The organism is Streptomyces sp. NBC_00873, assembly GCF_045207415.1.
In the GTDB taxonomy this organism is placed as follows: domain Bacteria; phylum Actinomycetota; class Actinomycetes; order Streptomycetales; family Streptomycetaceae; genus Streptomyces.
Map to the genome: position 1 here is coordinate 1,532,334 of NZ_CP108803.1, position 19,065 is coordinate 1,551,398.

General features: G+C 71.1%; 19 protein-coding genes and 1 pseudogene. 9 read left to right on the forward strand and 11 right to left on the reverse strand.

Annotated features, from left to right (window positions below):
• The first annotated feature begins 22 nt into the window (after positions 1-22).
• The gene (locus OH809_RS07160; RefSeq protein ID WP_393305398.1) at positions 23-376 is read left to right on the forward strand and encodes a VOC family protein; all 354 of its coding nucleotides are present in this window, start codon (positions 23-25) and stop codon (positions 374-376) included.
• Between the two features lie 26 nt (positions 377-402).
• Here OH809_RS07160 and OH809_RS07165 read toward each other — a convergent pair whose 3' ends face one another.
• From OH809_RS07165 to OH809_RS07175, 3 genes are all read right to left on the reverse strand, one after another.
• A complete protein-coding gene (locus OH809_RS07165; RefSeq protein WP_406423182.1) occupies positions 403-945 on the reverse strand; it encodes an AAA family ATPase in 543 nt (180 codons plus the stop codon).
• Between the two features lie 28 nt (positions 946-973).
• Complete coding sequence (locus tag OH809_RS07170; protein ID WP_406423181.1) at positions 974-2,944, reverse strand: DUF5107 domain-containing protein; 1,971 nt, start codon at positions 2,942-2,944, stop codon at positions 974-976.
• 95 nt (positions 2,945-3,039) lie between these two features.
• The gene (locus OH809_RS07175; protein ID WP_406423180.1) at positions 3,040-3,216 is read right to left on the reverse strand and encodes a hypothetical protein; all 177 of its coding nucleotides are present in this window, start codon (positions 3,214-3,216) and stop codon (positions 3,040-3,042) included.
• A gap of 57 nt (positions 3,217-3,273) precedes the next feature.
• On the opposite strand from OH809_RS07175, the gene OH809_RS07180 reads away from it, so the two are divergent.
• Positions 3,274-3,627, forward strand: coding sequence for a DUF6204 family protein (locus OH809_RS07180; protein WP_406423179.1), 354 nt, complete (start codon positions 3,274-3,276; stop codon positions 3,625-3,627).
• Here the strand turns inward: OH809_RS07180 and OH809_RS07185 are convergent.
• The gene (locus tag OH809_RS07185; protein WP_406423178.1) at positions 3,590-3,838 is read right to left on the reverse strand and encodes a hypothetical protein; all 249 of its coding nucleotides are present in this window, start codon (positions 3,836-3,838) and stop codon (positions 3,590-3,592) included. The two genes, OH809_RS07180 and OH809_RS07185, sit on opposite strands and share 38 nt — an antisense overlap.
• Before the next feature lie 120 nt (positions 3,839-3,958).
• Positions 3,959-5,062, reverse strand: a complete 1,104-nt coding sequence (locus OH809_RS07190) for a cation diffusion facilitator family transporter (RefSeq protein ID WP_406423177.1) — start codon at positions 5,060-5,062, stop codon at positions 3,959-3,961.
• Between the two features lie 62 nt (positions 5,063-5,124).
• On the opposite strand from OH809_RS07190, the gene OH809_RS07195 reads away from it, so the two are divergent.
• The gene (locus tag OH809_RS07195; protein WP_406423176.1) at positions 5,125-5,484 is read left to right on the forward strand and encodes an ArsR/SmtB family transcription factor; all 360 of its coding nucleotides are present in this window, start codon (positions 5,125-5,127) and stop codon (positions 5,482-5,484) included.
• A 21-nt stretch (positions 5,485-5,505) separates the two neighbouring features.
• Here the strand turns inward: OH809_RS07195 and OH809_RS07200 are convergent, their stop codons facing one another.
• From OH809_RS07200 to OH809_RS07220, 5 genes are all read right to left on the reverse strand, one after another.
• The gene (locus OH809_RS07200; RefSeq protein ID WP_406423175.1) at positions 5,506-6,786 is read right to left on the reverse strand and encodes an MFS transporter; all 1,281 of its coding nucleotides are present in this window, start codon (positions 6,784-6,786) and stop codon (positions 5,506-5,508) included.
• Entirely contained in the window at positions 6,783-7,919 is a 1,137-nt protein-coding gene (locus OH809_RS07205; protein ID WP_406514926.1) for a PLP-dependent cysteine synthase family protein, read from the reverse strand. The genes OH809_RS07200 and OH809_RS07205 overlap by 4 nt, the downstream gene beginning before the upstream one ends.
• 139 nt (positions 7,920-8,058) lie before the next feature.
• On the reverse strand, positions 8,059-8,490 hold the full coding sequence (locus OH809_RS07210; protein WP_406423173.1) for a hypothetical protein: 432 nt from the start codon (positions 8,488-8,490) through the stop codon (positions 8,059-8,061).
• 416 nt (positions 8,491-8,906) lie between these two features.
• A complete protein-coding gene (locus tag OH809_RS07215) occupies positions 8,907-9,695 on the reverse strand; it encodes a hypothetical protein (protein ID WP_406423172.1) in 789 nt (262 codons plus the stop codon).
• 52 nt (positions 9,696-9,747) lie between these two features.
• Complete coding sequence (locus tag OH809_RS07220) at positions 9,748-10,824, reverse strand: tyrosine-protein phosphatase (protein WP_406423171.1); 1,077 nt, start codon at positions 10,822-10,824, stop codon at positions 9,748-9,750.
• 195 nt (positions 10,825-11,019) lie between these two features.
• Here OH809_RS07220 and OH809_RS07225 point away from each other — a divergent pair.
• The 3 genes and pseudogenes from OH809_RS07225 to OH809_RS07235 all read left to right on the forward strand — a co-directional run.
• A pseudogene (locus OH809_RS07225) lies at positions 11,020-11,293 on the forward strand (potassium-transporting ATPase subunit B); the annotation flags it as partial.
• Between the two features lie 295 nt (positions 11,294-11,588).
• Positions 11,589-12,686: a hypothetical protein gene (locus OH809_RS07230; RefSeq protein ID WP_406423170.1), complete on the forward strand. Its 1,098-nt coding sequence runs from the start codon at positions 11,589-11,591 to the stop codon at positions 12,684-12,686.
• 254 nt (positions 12,687-12,940) lie between these two features.
• Positions 12,941-13,600, forward strand: a complete 660-nt coding sequence (locus tag OH809_RS07235; RefSeq protein ID WP_406423169.1) for a protein-L-isoaspartate(D-aspartate) O-methyltransferase — start codon at positions 12,941-12,943, stop codon at positions 13,598-13,600.
• Here the strand turns inward: OH809_RS07235 and OH809_RS07240 are convergent.
• The gene (locus OH809_RS07240; protein WP_406423168.1) at positions 13,591-14,043 is read right to left on the reverse strand and encodes a YbhB/YbcL family Raf kinase inhibitor-like protein; all 453 of its coding nucleotides are present in this window, start codon (positions 14,041-14,043) and stop codon (positions 13,591-13,593) included. The two genes, OH809_RS07235 and OH809_RS07240, sit on opposite strands and share 10 nt — an antisense overlap.
• A 111-nt stretch (positions 14,044-14,154) precedes the next feature.
• Between OH809_RS07240 and OH809_RS07245 the strand changes: the two genes are divergently transcribed.
• The 3 genes from OH809_RS07245 (at position 14,155) to OH809_RS07255 (ending at position 19,052) form a co-directional block, all read left to right on the forward strand.
• Positions 14,155-14,715 (forward strand): nucleoside-triphosphatase, encoded by a 561-nt coding sequence (locus OH809_RS07245; protein ID WP_406423167.1) that lies wholly within the window; start codon positions 14,155-14,157, stop codon positions 14,713-14,715.
• A gap of 382 nt (positions 14,716-15,097) precedes the next feature.
• Positions 15,098-16,648, forward strand: coding sequence for an esterase (locus OH809_RS07250; RefSeq protein WP_406423166.1), 1,551 nt, complete (start codon positions 15,098-15,100; stop codon positions 16,646-16,648).
• Between the two features lie 181 nt (positions 16,649-16,829).
• Complete coding sequence (locus OH809_RS07255) at positions 16,830-19,052, forward strand: NADP-dependent isocitrate dehydrogenase (RefSeq protein ID WP_406423165.1); 2,223 nt, start codon at positions 16,830-16,832, stop codon at positions 19,050-19,052.
• The last annotated feature ends 13 nt before the right edge of the window (positions 19,053-19,065 follow it).

Genomic DNA, 19,065 nt, shown 5'->3' on the forward strand with positions numbered 1-19,065 from the left:
CCCGCCAACTACCCTGTTCCGCATGGAAATTCTGGGAACCACGCTGCGTATCTGCGTCGATGACCTGGAGGCCGCGGTGGCCTTCTACGAGGACCTCACGGCCAGTTCGGCGCTGCGCTTCGAGCGCGGCGGGGTCTCGGTCGCCGCGATCAGCTGCTTTCTGCTGATGAGCGGCCCCGAGTCGGAGCTTGAGATCCTGCGCAAGGTGACGGCGACGATCGCGGTGAAGAATGTCGACGACGCCCACGAGGCCCTCGTCCGGGTCGGCGCCCGGATCGTCGCGGGCCCGGTGCCGACTCCGGTCGGCCGGAACCTGATCGCCGTCCACCCCGACGGCTCGGTCTTCGAGTACGTCGACCGGAACCTGCCCGTCTGACCCGGCAGGTTCCGGTCGCGGCGCCCCTATTGCGGCTCCGTGCCCACGTGCGTCAGCACCTTGTCCGCCAGTTCGCGCGTGGGCCGCTCGCCGTCCAGGAGCACCGTCCCGGCCCGCAGCGTGTCGACCGCGGCCACGCACTGCGCGATCTGCGCCTTGCCCCACCGCCGGGCGGCCTCGTCGCGTACGGGGTCGTCCGGGGCGACGACCCGGGCATCGAGCCGTTGCTCCAGGACATCGGCGGGCACCTCGAGAAAGAAGTGATGGACCGTCACTCCAGCTGTTTCCAGGGCGCCGAAGATCTCGTCCGCGTACTGCGGATCGACGACGGTCATCGGGGCCAGGACGGGCCGCCCGTACTCCTCGACCAGCCCGATGGCCATCAAGGCAACCTGCCTTCGCCACAGCGGCAGATGCTGGAAGTTACCCCTCGGTACCTCCACGATGTCCCGCAGGACGTAACCGATCTGCTCGGGATCGTGGACGAGGGCCTCGGGCCACCGCCGGTGCAGTTCGGCCACCAGTGTCGTCTTGCCGCTGCCGAACGCCCCGTTCACCCAGACGATCACGCGCCGCTCCTCTCCTCGGTGTGTCCCGTCAACTCTTCGGGCGCATCCGGTAGTTGTATACATCTGGCAGTGGCTCGTCGGTGAGCGCCGACCACACCTCGTCCAGAATCTCCGCCCCCTCCCGCAGGTCCGCGACCTCGAAGCCCTCGTCGAAGACGGCACGGGCGGCAGCGCGATCGCCCTCGGCCAGCAGGAGTCGGGCCTCCAGCAGGCGGAACCGGCCACGCTGCTGGATCGCCGGGCGCAACCCGGTCCAGACCGTCCGGGCGTCCTCGGTCCGCCCGGCCGCCAGCAGCGCCTCGATCGTCTCGCGGCCGAGAGCGGTGGTGGCTGCCGTCCAGGCATCGCCGTCGTCCCGGCACTCCGCGCACAGGTCACCGAACGCCTCGGTGTAGAGGTCGGCGGCCCGGTCGCGCTGGCCGCCCTCCTGGGCGGCGACGGCCAGGCAGCGCAGCAGCGGCCAGCGGGACGGAGCGAGAGCGAGACCGCGTTCCCAGCTGCGGACCGCCTGGGCACGGTCGCCGGCGTGCCACTGGGCGACACCGAGGTGGTACTCGGTGAGGGGTTCGGCGGCTGCCGTCTCCAGCATGTCGCGCCAGTGCGCGGAGACCAGCGACGGTCCTGGCGGCGCCACGCGGCGCGGTTCGGGGAAGCCGCCCCGGTCGAGCAGGTGCAGCCAGGGCGCCTGCTGCTCGCCCAGGGTGGACTCGGCGAACGGCGTGCCGGGGAACTTGTATCCGGCGCGCCGGACTTCGAGGGCGCCCCAGCCGGAGCCGGTGGCGAGGGACTCGCCGGGCTCTGTGTCGGCGTACGGACGCCAGGCCGCGTACGCGGCATCGACGTCGGCCCGCGGCAGCGCCTCGGCCAGCCGTTGCTCGGTCTCGGCGCGGGCCGCGGTCCAGTCGTCGCCGTGCACGACCCGGGGGTCCGCGGACAGCGGACCGTAGGACTCCAGCCAGCTGAACTCGGCGCCGGGTTCGAGCGGGATGTGCTCCAGCTGGGTGCGGGCCAGACCGGCCTGGATCTCCGCGTAGCCGACGGTGCCGGGTTCGGTGAGCCACTGCTGCCAGCGGCGTCCGCCGGGCCCGTTGCCCCAGACGAAGAGCTTGCGGCCGCGCAGCAGGTCGGTGGAGGTCTGGACAAGACCCTGGCCCTCGGCGTCGAGGGAGGCGATCCAGCGGCGGGCGCCGTCGGGCACTTCGTAGAAGTAGTCGGCGGGGAAGTCGCTGAGCAGCGGGTACGTACGGTCGACGGAACCGGTCACCGGGACGGGGACCCGGGTCAGTGTCCGCTCGTAACCGAAGTGCCAGGCCTCGTCGGCAGGGGCCAGGACCCGGGTGCGTTCACCTTCCGGGACGGCGATGTTGGACCACCAGTAGACGGGCACGGTGTGCTCGTGCGGGTTGCGTATCCGTACACCGACATGGAGAAAGCCGGAGTCCTCCGGCAGCCACAGATCCACCTGGAACGGCAGGTCGCGCAGCCGCTCCCACTCCCAGAGCCGGACCATCTCACCGCCGTCGGGGGCAGGGACACGGGCGGCATGCACCGGGGCGCAGGACAGCGTGGTGTGACCCGTGGCGCCGATGTTCCACTCGATGCCGCCGGAGAACCAGGCGCCGTTGAGCGCGAAGTCGGCGGGCTGCAGGACGGGGTTGGTGTAGAGCAGTTCGCGGCCGGTCGGCTTGTGATGGAGGGAGTGGATCCGGCCGCCGAGCCCGGGCAGGACGGTGGCCCGCAGCCGGTCGTTCTCGATGATGATCGCGTCCAGGCCGGTGGGCGTGCGCTCGCGCCCGTACCCGTCGAGGATGCGGACCGGCAGGACGGTGCCCAGCGGCTCGTAGCCGATCTGCCGTGCCATGTCACGCGGCAGTCCTTCCCGGGCCCGGTCGTCGACGACATGCATCTCGTCGAGCGGCCGCAGCGCCGGCAGCGGGTTCTCCGGGCCCAGCGGTGCGGCGGGCAGAGTCAGTACGGCACGTCGTACGGTCGTGGCCAAGGCAACCTCGCTCCCTCGCGCGGGCCGCCGCAGGTCCGGGCGCCCCCCGATGACCATGGAACACGCTGGAAGCCGCCCCGACCAGGGCGCAGCCGTCAGACTTCGGCAAAAGCCGCCACCAGCAGGTCGGCGAGCAGTGCTCCGGCGGTCCCGTCGGGGTCGAGATCGGGGCCGGCCGGCCTGCAGCAGCCGGGGACGGCGCCGGGAGCCGGCGGCCGCAGCCCGAGGTTGGACAGGGCGTCGACGACGACAATATTCCGCGTGCCGCTCATCCTCGCCGCCGTAGCCTTGATCCTCAACGACTCATGCGATGAAGGCGGCAGGACACGATGAGTACCCAGCACACCTACCGAGTGATCGTGCGCGGCACCTTTGACGGCCTCACGGACGGCGCGCGCGCCCGACTGCTGGCCGAGGTCGAGCAGCACGGCCTGGCGGCGATGCAGTTCACCGAGGAGGGTTCACTCACCTACGACGCGGTACTCAAGCACTTCAGCTTCCGGTACGTGGTCGTGTCGGACGCCGAGGACGGCGAGGAGATGGCGTCGGCGATCGCCGAGGACCGGGCGGACACGGCACTGAAGGAGTACGGCTACGGCTTCCGCGAACTGCGCTCCACCGCCACGGACATGGACACCATGAAGATCAATTACAAGGGGCGGCGCGCTGCGGGCTCGGCGTGACGAACGGGGTGGGCAGTTCGGCGTGGAAAGCCAGGTCGGGGCCACCGTGGTCACCGTTCGCCTTGGTGGTCGGGTGAAGGTGGGCGAATGCGGCGTCGCCCACCTGGAAGGCGGTCAGGTGGGCGTAGGTGTCCAGGTAGGGCTGCAGATCGGTGACCGGCTCGCCGTCCTTGGACTCGGTGACGGTCAGCGGGTGGGCCATGCCGGCCATCGGCTCGCCCTTGACGGTGACGGTGTACCCGTCGGCCTCCGCGCTGCCGGCCCCTGCGGGCAGCGGGGTCTTCGTGGTCGTCCCGGGGACGGTGACGGTGCGGCTCAGGACGTGCCGAGGTCAGGTGGTGAAGTGGTGGGCAAGGGCGGCGTGGGGGTCGCCGTGGGCGGCGGTGTGGTCGGTGTGCACGGTGGCGCCGACCAGTCGGGGGACGGCGTGGATGAGGGCGTGCTCGGCCGCGACGGCCAGGGCGTGGGCCTGGACCACGGTGAGCTGCGGGTCGACGACGATGTCGGCCTCGGCGCGCAACGCATGGCCGATCCACCGCATGCGGACCTGCCCGATGTCTCGGACGCCGTCCACGGCGCGCAAAGCGGTTTCGGCGGTGTCGACCAGGGCGGGGTCGACGGAATCCATCAACCGCCGGTAGACCTCGCGGGCGGCTTCCCTCAGCACCATGAGGATCGCGACGGTGATGACCAGCCCGACGATCGGGTCGGCGGCCCGCCATCCGAGTGCCGCGCCGCCGGCGCCGAGGAGGACGGCGAGCGAGGTGAAGCCGTCGGTGCGGGCGTGCAGTCCGTCGGCGACGAGGGCGGCGGAGCCGATCCTGCGGCCGGTGCGGATGCGGTAGCGGGCCACCCATTCGTTGCCGATGAAGCCGACCACCGCGGCGGCGGCGACCGCCCACAGGTGGGTGATGTCGCGGGGCCCGAGGAGCCGGTCGACCGCCTCGTACGCAGCCAGGGCGGAGGATGCGGCGATGGTGAGCACGATGGCGACGCCGGCCAGGTCCTCGGCGCGTCCGTAACCGTAGGTGTAGCGGCGGTTCGCCGCACGGCGGCCCAGGACGAACGCGATGCCCAGAGGGATGGCGGTCAATGCGTCGGCGGCGTTGTGGAGGGTGTCGCCCAGCAGCGCGACCGACCCCGACAGCACGACGACGACCGCCTGGATCACCGTGGTCGCCCCCAGGATGCCCAGGGACAGCCACAGGGTGCGCATCCCCTCCCTGGAGGTCTCCATCGCCGAGTCGACCTTGTCCATGGCCTCGTGACTGTGCGGCGTGACCACATGGGAGACCTGGTGCCGCACCCGCGACCAGCGCGAGCCGTCGCGCTCGCGGCTCTGCGGGTACCCGTGGTCGTGCGCGTCCTCGTGACCGTGGTCATGCCCGTGCCCGGCACCCGGTTCGGCGTGACCATGGTGGTGCTGCTGGCTCACGGCGCGCTCGCTTTCGTCAGGCGGCGGTGTGGGCGGAGATCCCACCCGCCTATTATGTGCGTATGAATGCACGCATGCATCTATCATCTGCGCAGGGTTCGCAGCCGCGAGACGTGGGCACTGAGCATTTCCTGGTCGCGGCCGAGGTCCTGGGTCTTCTGGCGGACCGCACCCGTCTGGCGCTGCTGCATGCCCTGGCAGCGAATGAGGCGGACGTCACCTCGCTGGCGGAGGCCGTAGGAGCGGCCCGGCCGGCGGTCAGCCAGCATCTCGCCCGATTGCGCATCTCCGGGCTGGTGACGACCCGCAAGGAGGGCCGCCGGGTGATCTACACGCTGCCGGACGGGCATCTGCGACGTGTGGTGGCCGAAGCCCTGGAGCTGGCCGATCATCGGTTGACCGGGCGTGCGCCCCACGCGTGAGGCGCACGCCCGGCCAGGGGCTCAGGCCACCGCCGGCGCCGGGACACCGGCGGCAGGGTCGAGATGGCCCGTGCGGCGCAGTGCGGTCAGGGCCGCCGCGCAACCGCCGCCCACGGCGGCCAGCGCCGCCCAGGGCAGCCATGGTGTGCCCAGGCGGGCGGCGAGGTCGAACAGGGCTCCCACGCCCAGATTCCCTGCGGCCACCGCGATTCCGGAGACGGTGCTGTACGCGCCGTAGTACGTGGCGACCAGCCGCTCGCCGGACAGCCGGACCAGGGTGTCCATCTCGAACGGGTACAGCAGCGCCGAGCCGACGGCCAGCAGGCCCGCGCAGAGCACGAGGCCGGTCATCCCTCCCCCGGCCGACAGCCCGTCGGCCCGATGGTAGGGGCCGGGCAGCAGAGGCAGGAAGGCTGCGCCCATCAGGACGAGGCCGATCGCGATGGCTTGGGGGCCATCGAGGCGTTTTCCGGCCCAGGCGGTAAGTCGCAGTTGTCCGGCGACAGCGGTCAGGGCGGAGACCGCGAAAATCACGCCCATGGCGGTGCCGCTGTCCTCACCGAGAAGGGTGCGGGCCTGCAGGGGCAGGGCTAGGTAGGTCTGGAAAGCCAGGAGGTACGAGCCGGCCATCGCGGCGGAGAACAGGACGAAGGGCCGGTTGGTGGCGATGGTCCGCCAGTCCGCGGCGATACCGCGCAGCCCGCCCGCGCGCTCGGCGTCGGCGGCCGGGCCGCACGGGGGCAGGGCACGGGCCTGCACGACGGCGAGCAGCGCGAAGACTGCGGCCGCGACCGTACACACGAGGCGGAAGTCCCAGGCGAGCAGGGCAAGGCCCACAAGGGGGCCGAGCAGGATGCCGGCCTGGTAGAAGACGTTGAAGGCGGCGAATGCCTCCACTCGGCGCTCGCCCGCTCCGTCGGCGAGGTAGGCGCGGACGGCAGGGTTGAACAGGGCCCCGGCGAGCCCGGTGGCGGCGGACGCGATGACCAGCGCCGGGAGGGTGTCGGCGAGGGCCAGCAGGGCGAATGCGCCGGTGCGCAGGCCGCAGCCGGTCAGGATGAGGGCTTTGTAGCCGATCCGGTCGGCGAGGGTGCCGCCGAGCCAGAACATCCCCTGCTGGGAGAGGTTGCGCACGCCGAGCACCAGGCCGACCGCCCAGGCTGCCAGGCCCAGGCCGTGGGCGAGGTGGTCGGCGAGGTAGGGCATCAGCATGTAGAAGCCGAGATTGATACCGAACTGATTGAACATCAGCAGCTGGAGACCGGGGTCGAAGGAGCGCACGCGCACGCACAGTTGCTTCACCGGACACCCACCACGGTGCGAACGCCTGCGGGGGCGGTGCGATCCAGCGGGTCGGTCACGCGGCCGCAGCGCGTCCAGTGCCGCACGGTGTGTTCGGCCGGGTCGTCGATGGTGTCGGGGTCCTCGGGCGGAAGGTGGCCGAGCAGCTGGTGCTCCTGGCACCAGGCGTCGTTGTAGATGGTTTCCAGGTAGCGGTGGGGGCCGTCGGGGAAGATCGCAGCGATGCGGGTGCCGGAGGGACGGGTGCGGGCCGCCCATCCTGCGACCCGGGCGACCGCGCCGACGCTCCAGCCGCCCGAGGCGTAGTGGTGGCGGGCGAGTTGGCGGCAGGCCCAGACGGCTTCGGCGGGGGCGACCCAGTGGACTTCGGTGAAAGCGCGGTAGTCGACGTTGCCCGGGTGGATGCTGGAGCCCAGGCCGCGCATCAGGCGCGCGGCGGCGGGCTGGCCGAAGATCGTCGAGCCGGTCGCGTCGACCCCGATCAGCGCCAGATCGGGGAAGTTCTCCCGAAGCACGGTGCTGATCCCTGCTGAGTGGCCGCCCGTGCCGACCGAGGCGACGAGTACGTCGATGCGGCCGAGCTGGGCGATGAGTTCGGCGGCCAGGGGCGCGTACGCGGCGACGTTGTCGGGATTGTGGTACTGGTCCGGGCACCACGCTCCCGGGTTCGCGTCCAGCAGCTCGGCGACCTGTTCGCGGCGGGCCTGCTGCCAGCCGCCGGCCGGATGCGGGGCGGCCACCTGCTGCACCTCGGCGCCCAGCGTGGTGAGAAGGCGCAGCATCGCCGGTTCCATGCCGGGGTCGGTGACAACGGTGACCGGATGGTTGTGGGTCAGACCGGCCAGGGTCAGGCCGAGCGCGAGGGTGCCGCTGGAGGACTCGATGATCGGGGCTCCGGGCCGCAGAGCGCCACGGCGACGGGCTTCCCGGACCATGTGCAGGCCGGGCCGGTCCTTGATGCCTCCGGGGTTGGCTCCCTCCAGTTTGGCGAAGAAGCCCCGTCCGGCAGGCGCGAAAGGCTCACCCACCCACAGGACCGGGGTGTTGCCCACCAACTGGTGGGCGCCGCGGGCGACCGGCGGCGCGGGGGCGAGTGAGTTCGCGCAGAAGTTTTCGAGCAGGGGGACGTGCATGGTCGGCAACGCTCCTTGGTGCACACCGGAGCAAGCAGGGTGTGCGAGGCAGACGGGTCACGGGCACGCGAGCACGCCTCTGCTCCCCACCGTGCCTGCGCGGACACGGGCACGGAAAGAGAAGGCGTGCGGGCGCGGCCTACCGCCGCAGGACGCAGAGCCGGGTCAGAGTCGCCTGGCTGCCGCCGGTATCGCCCCTCAAGGGTTCCGGGCCCTCGCGATCGGACGGGCCGGACACCGCGCGGGGCGTGTATGCGAGAGGCGCCGTGTCGCCGGGATCGGTGACGGCGCGGTCCGCCGGGTTACGAAGCCGGTCCACGGCATGGTCGACCACGTCCGTGTGGCCGTCACCGTGGTCGGGCGCTCGGTCCGCGCGGTGCTCCGCCGCGGCGTGCGAGCAGCCGTCGACGGCCGCGTGCGCGGACAGGGTGGCGAACCCCGGCCCGTGCAGAGCGCCCACCAGATGACAGCCGACCAGCAGGAGCAGGGCGAACAACAACGCTGCCCGCACCTGGCGCCTCACCGCCCTGCTGCACATCCCCGGAATCACGACCACAAAGTAGCCGATCACATACACATAGTCACCTCTGCGACTTTGGCGTCACCCCGTTCCCCTCCTTCGGCGGGCGTGACCCCGGCCCTCACGGAAAGCGCCGGGTGGGCCCCGCGGCAGCGCCGCCGGCGGTGAAGGTGCTCGCCTCGGTTCAGGAGCGCGGCGTTACCACTGGGGTCGGTTGTGACCTCGATCGAGAGGACCGCGTATCCGCGGTTCAAACGGCTGATCACCGCGCATGAGCTGCATCTGTTCTTCGCGCCGTGACGAGGTCGAGTGGGCTTCTGCTCCGACCGATGGAGACGAGCGCCTGCTGGCCCTGCTGCTGGCGCTGAAGTCGTACCAGCGCATGGGGTGCTTCCCGAAGCTGGACGAGATCCCGGAGACAGTCGTCGACTTCGTGCGTCGCGCGGTGGACCTGCCGGAGGGCACCGTCAGCCGTTGGGGTAGGCCTGAGCGATCAGCTTCTGCCGCAGCACCCCCCACTGGGCGAACATGTCGTGGACCAGGTAGAGATCCCGCCGCCGCGTCCAGGCCTGACCGGACTTGGCGTCGTACGTGTGCGGCATGTCGAAGCCGCGCGGAGCGTACGCCTTCATGCCCCGGTCCCGCGTGGTCTGTACACAGCGTTTGATGTGATCGCGGAAGCCGACCACACCTGCGGTGCCGATGCCGCCGGGCAACTGCTTGCGGTCTGCCAGGACCTGGGCGGCGACTCCGTCGGTGCTCAGATAAGTGATCGTGCCGTCCGCCGCGATCACCGGCTCGATCGACGTCACATGTGTCATGTGGTACTTGGACTCCAGGAACCGCGCGATCTCCCACTGCGCGTACACCGGGATGTTGCGCACCGCCCGGATCCTCGCCACGGTATCGGCCAGCTCCTCATTGACCGGGCCCGGCTCGTAGAGCACCTTCGTCGGGTCGCCGCCCCCGGCCGGCGCCCGGTTCCCGAAGCCGTACGCCACGATGAAGTCGATGTCCGCCAAGGGAATCGTCTCAGGGTGCCAGTCGAAGCCGACGTCGTAGAGGTGCGGGACGACGGCGCGGGCCGTGTCCTTGTCGTCGAGCTCCTTGGACAGGGATGCGAGCATGCTGTGCAGCAGCGCGGTGTCATCGCCGGAGGCGGCGGTGCGCTCCTGGGCCTGGCTGGGGGTGGCGCCGACCAGCGCGGGTGCGGCGATGGCGGCTGTCAGAGCGGCGGCGAAGTTACGTCGTTGCATGGGTGGTTCGGCCTTTCTCAATTGCGTGTGTCAGAGCCTGAAACAGCGGGCGTCAGCCGACCAGCAGGTCCTGCTTCAGCTCGCGCAGGTCGCCCGCGTCGATGCCCAGTCCCTGTTTCAGGTAGGAGTTGAAGGAGCCGTACTTCTCCTGGACCTCGTCGAAGCCGGAGTTGAGATATTCGGGGCGGACGTCGAGGAGCGGCTTGTAGATCTTGGCCTGCTCCGAGGTCATGTGGTCGAGAGCGGCCTGATTGGCCGCGGCGCGATAGTCGTTGCTGGCCAGGTAGTCCGCCATCACCGTTGTGCGCGGCACGCCGAGCGCCGTCAGCAGGGCGGCGTTCGACCAGCCGGTACGGTCCTTGCCCGCCGTGCAGTGGAAGACCACGGCGCGCGCGTCGTCGTTCGCGATCCCGGCGAAGACCTGGCCGTACGCAGCCCGCGCGCTGTCGCCGCTCACCATGAACTTCTCGCCGTCCACCATCATCCGCACCGCCGCATCCTCGGAAGTCGGCATGGTGGTGAAGGTGGCCGAGCCGGCGAGCACATCGGCGACGACGTAGGTGGCTCCGGCGGGCACGCGGTCAGGCGCGGGGGCGCGCTCGGACTTCATGCGGAGGTCGTAGTCGGTACCGATGCCCAGGCGGTGCAGCTTCGCGAGGTCGGCGTCGGTGAGTTTGTCCAGAGCGTCGGACCGGTAGATCTCGCCCATCTTGACCCACTGGCCGTCGCGGGTGCGGTAGCCGCCCGCGTCCCGGAAGTTGACGGTCCCCTCCAGCTTGACCAGCCGGTCGGCGATGCGCAGCGGCGCACCGCGGTCCGGCACCAGGTTGAACCACTGCCGGTCGGCCGCGGGCAGCCCGCGCACCGTGGCCTTGCCCTCTGCCCCGCCGCGGGCGACCACGCGGCCGTTCGCGTGGATGGCGACCTCGTGCGCACCGGGTGCCTTCCAGACGATCCTGTACGAGCCGTCGTCGTCGGCCGTGACCGTGGCGTCGGTGAACGGGATGTGCTGCGCGGCGGATGTCGAGGCGGGGGCGGAGTCCGCGGAGGCCGCGGAAGCGGTGGCGGCCAGGGAGGTGAATGCGAGCGCAGGGGTGAGTACTGCGGCGACGGCAGACGGGACCTTCATGTGCCGGATGGTTCGTGCTTGAAAGAAACCCCTGGTTAATACGGCCGGGCGGTGCTGTGATGGCCAGATGCCAACTTGAAGGCGCAGGTGAGCCCCGACGCCACCGCAGGGTGGCCCACCTCGCCAAGAGGTGATGACCCTCGAAGACGAGATCGCATAGCTCGACGCGCTCATCGAGGCCGCGCCGTACCGCGGATACGACCCCCTGAGCTACGGGCTCCGTCCCGCACAAGTGACACGGGAACTGAACGCCGGGGCGTTGCTCACCACGCTGTCGGCGATCCGGTCACCGAGCGTCTTCGCGTGGGTGATCACCGCATGGCTCTGGCTGACGGCTGTGTTCGCCAACCTGGCCGAAGCCGTGGCCGAGGGGCGCGGCAGGGCGCAGGCGGAGACGTTGCGCCGAACCAAGACCACCGTGACGGCCCGGCGTCTCACCGGCTGGCGGCCCGGCGCGACCGAGGCCGGGCCGGTGAGCTCGCGCAAGGATGCCCGGATCGCCGCGACACGCATCGCAACTCTGCTGGCCTGCAAGGGCGGACTGCCGGATCCTGCCCAACGGGGCCGACTGGCAGAGATGCGCGACAACCTCCACGACCGGATCACCGAGGCTGAGAGGGAAGGCTGGCTCGGCGAGATCGAAGGGCTGCTGCCGGCCGGCGCCTGACCGCCCCGCATTCCGCACCGCTTTGCGCTTGTCGAGCTCCATCGCCCCCCGGGGCGCGCATCATCAAAGGAGGGGAGAACATCGACGAGGAGTGGCGATGAGGTTGTCGTTCCTTGATCCCCTCTACGCGGAGCCGGGCCCGTTCGCCTCCGTGTACCTGGACACCTCCCGAGACGTCGAGCATCCCGAGCGGGCGATCGCGCTGCGCTGGCGGCGGCTGCGCGAGAGTCTCTCCCGTCAGGGCTCGGACCGGGCGCTGCTGAACGTACTGGAGGAGGTGGTCGGCGCCGACACAGAGGTGCCGGGGGTGCACGGTCAGGCCATCTTCGCCGCCCACGGCACGCTCGTCCTGGACGGGGAGCTGCCCAGGCCGCCCGAGCACGACTCCGCGCGCTACAGCACCCTGCCGGACGCGATGCCCCTGGTCACCCAGCACGTTCCGGAGATCCCCTACATGGCCGTAGTCGTCCACTACGGCGGCCTTCCGACCGCCGAGACCCACGGCTGGGTAACTCTGGAGGCGGAGACCGGCACCTGGCCCGCGTCCACCGTCACCCCGGGTGAGCGGCTGCACCGCAGGGTCGCGGTGGCGACCTGGCACCACACCTCCCTCCGGCTCGGCCACCGGCTGGACGAACGGGCGCGGCGCGCCCATGCCGACGCCGTCGTCGTGGGCGGGGACGAGTGGGCGTGCAACGTACTGATCCGCCGCCTCCCGCACACCCTGCGGGACAAGGTCGTACGCGTGGGCGGCCGGACCCCCACCGACACCGGACGCGCCCTGTTGGAGCCGCAGCTCGACGGCGTCTTCCGCGGCCGCATGGCCGCGCACGACCGGGAACTCGTGGACATCTTCATCGGCCGGCGTGCCCTGGACGGACCCATGGCGGAGGGGCTGGCCGCCACCGTCGCCGCCCTCCAGCGCGGCCAGGTCGCGGCACTGCTGCTGAACCGGCCGCCAGGGTCTTCGCTGCGGCTCTGGGCGGGCTCCCAGCCCACTCAGCTCGCCCTGACCGAGGCGGAGCTGATGTCCTTCGGCGTGCGGGCCCCGCGCGAGGAACGCGCCGACGAGGCCCTCGTCCGGGCCCTCGTCGGCACCGGTGCCGAGCTGGTCGTCGTACCGGAGAGCAAGCTGAGGCTGCACGAGGGCGTGGGCGCCCTGCTGCGGTACACCGATCAGGGGACCCCGTCCTGACGCCGGCGCGCTGCGCCTCCCGGATCACGGGTCGCCCCTTGCGCCCGACCGCCCCGGATCGCGCCGCGCGCGGAACGTGCCGACACTGGGCTTGGGCGCAGCGCGGCGGACGAGCGGCGGATGGGGCACATGGACAGGAGCAGGAGGCAGTACGGCCGAGATCAGCAACACGCCGACGTCGAAGGGGATCGTGGTCAGACTGGAACGCACCACGATCGGGGCCGCCGACGCCACCGCCACGGCCCCGTGGTCCGATGGCCCATGAAGGGACCCCCGAGTACCTGGTCCGCGCGGCCCGCGCCGTGGGTGTGACCGACGACCGTCTCCTGACGGCCGTACGGAGCATCCCCCGGGCGGAATTCGTCCCCGCGGACGAGGTGGCATGCGCGTACCGGGACACGCCCGTTCCGCTCCCCCACGGGCAGGTGACCACCCAGCCCTCGCTGATCGCCATGATGGTCTCCGCTCTCGGCCTCACCGGAGACGAACAGGTCCTGGAGGTCGGGACCGGATACGGCTGGCAGACCGCGCTGCTGGCCCGCTTGGCCGCGTACGTCGTCAGCGTCGAGCGCTGGCCCGACCTGGTCGACGAGGCCCGCCTGCGGCTGGCCGGGCAGGGCGTCGGCAATGCCGAGGTCGTACTCGGCGACGGGACCCTCGGGATGCCGGCCCGTGCCCCGTACGACGCCGTCATCGTCTGCGCGGCCTTCCCGCGAGTGCCTGAGCCGCTCGTGGATCAGCTCCGCACCGGTGGCCGGCTCGTCCAGCCGATCGGGCAGGGCGGGCAGGAGCGCGTCGAGCTGTACGAGCGGCGGGCCCGCGGCCTGGTGCAACGCAGGACGGTCACCGCGGCCCGGTTCGTCCGGCTGTACGGCGCCCATGGCTACGACCAGCGGTGCCGCGCTCAGCGCTGATAGGTCCCGACCAGGGTGCCGGAGGCCAGCTCCCTGCCCTTCAGGGCGCGGTGCACGTCCTCGGCGCCCGGGTGGTCGTGCAGCGGCAGCCGCTCGGACAGGGCGTACAGGCGGAAGAAGTAGCGGTGCGGCCCGTGCCCCGGTGGAGGCATCGGCCCTCCCCAGCCCACGCGGCCGAAGCCGTTGGGCCACGGCAGGCCCCCCAGGGGCTTCTGGCCCTCCGCCGCCCCGGTGGTCCCCGGATCGATGCCGGTCACCAGCCAGTGCAGGAAGGTCGTCCCCGGCGCGTCCGGGTCCTCGCACAGGAGCACCAGCTCCGTGGCCTCGTGGGGCACCCCCGACCAGGTCAGGGGCGGTGAGATGTTCTCACCCTCCCCGCTGTACCGACGGGGGATCACCGTTTTGTCGTCGAACGCGGTGCTGCTCAGTTCAATTCCGCTCATGCGCGCCGCCATACCCGCAACGGCGGCACCGGCACCGGTCCGCACCCCAAAACCCCCCGTTCGGCCGAGCCCACCCGGGCCGCCGCTGGAAGCGGGGGTGAAGATGGCAGTGTGCCGACAAGGATCCTGCTCGAGAGCCGCCCTGGTGCGGGCAAGACGACCGCCCTCCGTCGGCTGGCCGCGCTGCTGCCCACCCACGCGGCCACCGGCTTCACCACCGAGGAGATCCGGCAATCCGGCGCCCGCGTCGGATTCGCCCTGGAGACTCTGGCAGGCCGGCGGGAGGTACTCGCCCATGTCGACCTGCCCGGTCCGCCACGGGTAGGGAAATACGGCGTCGACCTGGGCGTCATGGAACGACTGGCGCTGCCGTCGCTTCGGCCGGCAGCAACCGAGGAGGCTACCGGGCGGCTGGTGCTCATCGACGAGCTGGGGCGGATGGAACTGGCGTGCACGGCGTTCCGGCACGCGGTCGACGCGCTGTTCGTCGCAGAGGTCGACGTCGTCGCCACGGTCCACACGCACCGCGATCCGTTCACCGACGCCCTCAAGCGGCGCGCCGACATCGAGGTCGTCCAGCTCACTCCGGCAAACCGGGACGTCCTGCCGGTGGAGCTCGCGGCCCGGCTGCAGCGGCCCCGGACGCACGGAAGGCCCCCCTCCCACGGATGAGAGACCGGCCTCCGACCTGCCGAAAGCAGAGTCGGGGCGACAGGATGTGAAGTCGCCCGGTCGGTGCAACCGGCGGCGCCCACTACCAAGGGTCAGTGCCTGCCCACCGAGTACGCGGCCGGCATCGCCTTCACCACCCGATTCGGCGCCCGCCCCTCCCCGGCCGCCCTGCTGTGCCGCCCGGCACCCCGGAGGCATAGGGGGCGTCTCAAGGACGGCAACCGCGGCGTCGGGATCATCTTCGGAAATCCGGGCACATTCTGCGTACAACCCTTGTGCCCCATGCGCTGTCAAACACGGCACCGGACAAGGAACGGGCCCTTTCCGGATACCCCCCGCGCCCCCGAGCAAGCCCGGCCCTTCGCGAACCAAGGAGCCGCTCATGCGCAAGCACCGCTCGGCCGCCGTTGCCGCGGCATCGTTTCTCCTCGTGACAGGGGCGGCCATCGCCGCCGCCCCGTCCGCGTACGCCGGGACTCCCGGCGGCACCCACGCGAACGACCGCAACACCGACTTCAACGGCGACGGCTACGACGACGTGCTCGTCGGCGCTCCCGGTGCGGCCGTCGGCGGGCACAAGGGCGCGGGCATGGTCACCGTGCAGTACGGCGGACCCAAGGGCATGGGCACCTCGAACGTCAGGGCCTTCAGCCAGAACACCTCGGGTGTGCCCGGCGCCGCCGAGGCCGGCGACGGCTTCGGCAAGACTCTGGCCACCGGCGACCTGGACGGCGACGGCTACGACGACGCGGTCATCGGCATCCCCGGCGAGGACATCGGCACCGTCTCCAACGCGGGCGGCGTCGTCGTCCTGTGGGGCACGCCGAAGGGGCTCAGCGGGTCGGTGAGCAACTGGCTGCAGGCCGAAGTGCCCACCGCGGGCGGAAAGTTCGGCGCGTCGCTCGCCGCGGCCCGGTTCTCCGACACCACCCCGGGCGATCTGCTGGCAGTCATGGACTCGGTCGGACTGACCATGTATCAGTTCGAGCCGGCCACCGAGCCCAGCCCGAAGAGTGTCGGCCCGCAGACGCGGCAGCCCGTACAGAAGTCGCGTACGACGCTCTCCGCGCCGTCGAAGAAGGCGCGCAACGGGTCCGCCGCAGCCGAGGCGCCCGGCATCCGGCCCGCGTCGATGACGACCGGCGACTACGACAACAACGGCTACGCCGACCTGGTCGTCTCCGGCACCAGCGTCGGCGCCGAGCCGGGGCACGGCTGGTCGTACATCCTCCCCGGCACCGCCTCCGACGACGAGCCGCTGCCGGTCACCGCGGTACGCGGTGGCCCGGTCGTCGCCTCAGGCGACATCAACGGCGACGGATACGACGACCTGGCCACCGGTGAGCCGCACAGCCCGGACGACGGCGGCGAGAGCATGACCGGCGGTCTGGTCGGCGTCTACTACGGCAGCGCGGCCGGCCCCGCGGGCCAGAAGGGCCCTGGCACCCCGCCCGTCTGGTGGACCCAGAACTCTCCCGGCGTACCGGGAGCGAACGAGCGGGGCGACGGCTTCGGCACCGACCTCTCCATCGGCGACACGAACAAGGACGGATTCGCGGACCTGGCGATCGGCATCTCCGGCGAGGACGTCGGCAGCGTCGCGGACGCGGGCGCCTTCACGGTGCTGCGCGGCTCGGCCCGGGGGCTGACCGCCACCGGCGCGCTGTCGGTGACACAGGGAACCGCGAAGGTCCCCGGCACAGTGGAGAAGGGCGACAAGTTCGGCGGCCAGGTCTCCTTCACCGACCCCAACGACGACGGACGCTTCGGCCTGCTCGTCTCGGCGCCCGGTGAGAACACGAACGACGGCTACGTCTGGGTCTTCTCCGCGGGCACCGGCGGCGTGACGACCTCCGGTTCGTGGAACTACGGGGCGCGCGCTTTCGGCGGTCCGTCCCTGGACGCGCTGTACGGGGCGGCGATCGACGACTGACACGACGCGGGCGGGCGCTCGTCCCACCCGTGCCCGCTCCGACCGTCGGGGCCACTGCCCGGATCCGCCCACAGATGATCTTCACGGACCGCCGCCCGGTCAGCAGGGCCCTGTCGAACAGGCGGCGGTCACGGGATATCTTGATATCAAGCAATGTTGCAGACGTGGAGCGGAGCACCCGGTGACTGACTCGACCATCATCTATACGCACACCGACGAGGCCCCGGCCCTGGCGACGTATTCGTTCTTGCCTGTGATCGAGGCGTACGCCTCGACGGCCGGGGTCACCGTGGAGAACCGCGACATCTCCCTGGCGGGGCGGATCATTGCCAGCTTCCCGGAGCACCTCGACGAGAACCAGCGCATCGATGACGCTCTCGCCGAGCTCGGCGAGCTGGCCAAGACGCCCAGCGCCAACATCATCAAGCTGCCGAACGTCTCGGCGTCGATCCCGCAGATGAAGGCGGCCATCGCCGAGCTGCAGCAGCTGGGCTACGCGCTGCCGGACTACCCGGACGACCCGCAGACGGACGAGGAGAAGGACGTCCGCGCGCGCTACGACAAGATCAAGGGCAGCGCGGTCAACCCGGTCCTGCGCGAGGGCAACTCCGACCGCCGTGCCCCCGCGTCGGTGAAGAACTACGCCAAGACGCACCCGCACCGCATGGGCGCCTGGACGGCCGACTCGAAGACGAACGTCGCGACGATGAACGCCGACGACTTCCGCTCCACCGAGAAGTCCGCCGTCATTGCCGAGCCCGGCTCCCTGCGGATCGAGCTCGCCGGTGACGACGGCACCACCACCGTCCTGCGCGAGTCGGTACCCGTGCTCGCGGGCGAGGTCGTCGACGCGTCCGTGATGCGGGCGGCGGCCCTGCACAAGTTCCTCGAGGCGCAGATCGCCCGCGCCAAGGCCGAGGGTGTGCTCTTCTCCGTGCACCTGAAGGCCACGATGATGAAGGTCTCCGACCCGATCGTCTTCGGCCACGTGGTGCGTGCCTTCTTCCCGAAGACGTTCGCGAAGTACGGCCAGGCGCTGACCGCCGCCGGTCTGTCGCCGAACGACGGCCTCGGCACGATCCTGAACGGCCTGGACGGCGTGCCGCACCTGGGCGCCGAGATCAAGGCGTCCTTCGAGGCCGAGCTCGCCGAGGGTCCCGCCCTGGCGATGGTCGACTCCGACCGCGGCATCACCAACCTGCACGTGCCGAGCGATGTCATCGTCGACGCGTCCATGCCGGCCATGATCCGCACCTCTGGCCACATGTGGGGCCCGGACGGCAAGGAGGCCGACACCCTGGCCGTCCTGCCGGACAGCAGCTATTCGGGCGTCTACCAGGCCGTCATCGACGACTGCCGGGCGCACGGCGCGTTCGACCCGTCGACGATGGGCTCGGTGCCGAACGTCGGTCTGATGGCGCAGAAGGCCGAGGAGTACGGCAGCCACGACAAGACCTTCGAGATCGCCGCCCCGGGCACGGTCCGCGTCGTCGACGGTTCCGGCAACGTGGTGCTGGAGCAGGCGGTCGCCGCCGGCGACATCTTCCGCATGTGCCAGACCAAGGACCTGCCGATCCAGGACTGGGTCAAGCTCGCCGTCACCCGCGCCCGCGCGACCGGCAACCCGGCCGTGTTCTGGCTGGACGAGGGCCGCGCGCACGACGCGACGCTCATCGCCAAGGTCAGGACGTACCTCGCCGACCACGACACCGAGGGGCTGCAGATCGAGATCCTGTCGCCGGTCGAGGCGACCGCGTTCTCGCTGGAGCGCATCCGCCGGGGCGAGGACACCATCTCGGTCACCGGCAACGTGCTGCGTGACTACCTGACCGACCTGTTCCCGATCCTGGAGCTCGGCACGAGCGCCAAGATGCTCTCGGTCGTCCCGCTGATGAACGGCGGCGGCCTGTTCGAGACCGGCGCCGGTGGCTCCGCTCCCAAGCACGTCCAGCAGCTGGTCAAGGAGAACTACCTGCGCTGGGACAGCCTGGGTGAGTTCCTCGCGCTCGCGGTCAGCTTCGAGCACCTGGCGCAGACGACGGGCAACGCGCGTGCCCAGGTGCTCGCCGACACCCTCGACCGCGCCACCGGCACCTTCCTCAACGAGGACAAGTCGCCGAGCCGCAAGCTGGGCGGCATCGACAACCGCGGCAGCCACTTCTACCTGGCCATGTACTGGGCCCAGGAGCTGGCGAAGCAGACCGAAGACGCGCAGCTCGCGGAGGCGTTCGCGGGTCTCGCCAAGACGCTGACCGAGCAGGAGCAGACGATCGTCGACGAGCTCATCGCGGTGCAGGGCTCGCCGGTCGACATCGGTGGCTACTACCGTCCGAACGCCGCCAAGGCGTCGGCCGTCATGCGCCCGTCGGCGACGTTCAACGAGGCCATCGCCTCCCTGGGCTAGCCCACGGCAGCCC